The 627-nt window shown below is 75.0% G+C and carries 2 protein-coding genes and 1 pseudogene; all 3 read left to right on the plus strand.

The window, feature by feature from the left end; genetic code table 11:
- Positions 1-2 precede the first annotated feature (2 nt).
- The gene (locus ER13_RS18875) at positions 3-227 is read left to right on the plus strand and encodes a GTA-gp10 family protein (RefSeq protein ID WP_081836277.1); all 225 of its coding nucleotides are present in this window, start codon (positions 3-5) and stop codon (positions 225-227) included.
- Positions 224-412, plus strand: a complete 189-nt coding sequence (locus ER13_RS18125; RefSeq protein ID WP_368664394.1) for a phage tail assembly chaperone — start codon at positions 224-226, stop codon at positions 410-412. Before ER13_RS18875 ends, ER13_RS18125 begins: the two co-directional genes overlap by 4 nt.
- Positions 402-627, plus strand: a pseudogene (locus ER13_RS17430) (phage tail tape measure C-terminal domain-containing protein); the annotation flags it as partial. The gene ER13_RS18125 and the pseudogene ER13_RS17430, both read left to right, overlap by 11 nt.

Genomic DNA, 627 nt, shown 5'->3' on the forward strand with positions numbered 1-627 from the left:
GGGTGTGTCTGACCCTGGGGGCGTTGGCGGAGATCGAGACCGGGTTGGCGGTCGAGGGGCTGGCGGCGGCGGCGGAGCGGATGAAGGCTCTGTCGGCGCGGGATCTGATGGTGGCGCTGGCGGCGGTGCTGCGCGGGGGCGGAGAGACGGCGCCGGATGTGGCCGGGGTCGAGCCGCGCGAGGCGGCGCGGGCGGTGGCGGCGGCCTTCGAGGCGGCGGCGCGGTGAACTCGGGGGAGACCCCGTGGGGCGAGATGCTGCGGGCGGCGATGCGGATGGGAATCGCGCCGGAGGCCTTCTGGCGGATGTCGCTGAAGGAGTGGCGGATGCTGACCGAGGGGCCGCGTGGGGCGGCGCCGATGGGTCGGGCGGGGCTGACGAAACTGATGGAGGACTGGCCGGATGACGGGTGAATTCGGGCGCGGCGGGATCGACGATCTGCCGCTGAAGACCGCCGAGGCCGGGGCGGCGCTGGAGGCGCTGAAAGGACCGGCCGAGGATGCGGCCAACGCCATCGAGGCGGCGTTCGGCCGGGCGGGCGACAGTCTGACCCGGTCGCTGGCGCGGGCGGCGGCGGACGGGGAGGTGTCGCTGTCGGAACTGGCGAAGGCGGTGCTGGATGCGGCTG

This window comes from Brevundimonas sp. EAKA (assembly GCF_000698025.1).
GTDB classification, from domain to species: Bacteria; Pseudomonadota; Alphaproteobacteria; order Caulobacterales; family Caulobacteraceae; genus Brevundimonas; species Brevundimonas mediterranea_A.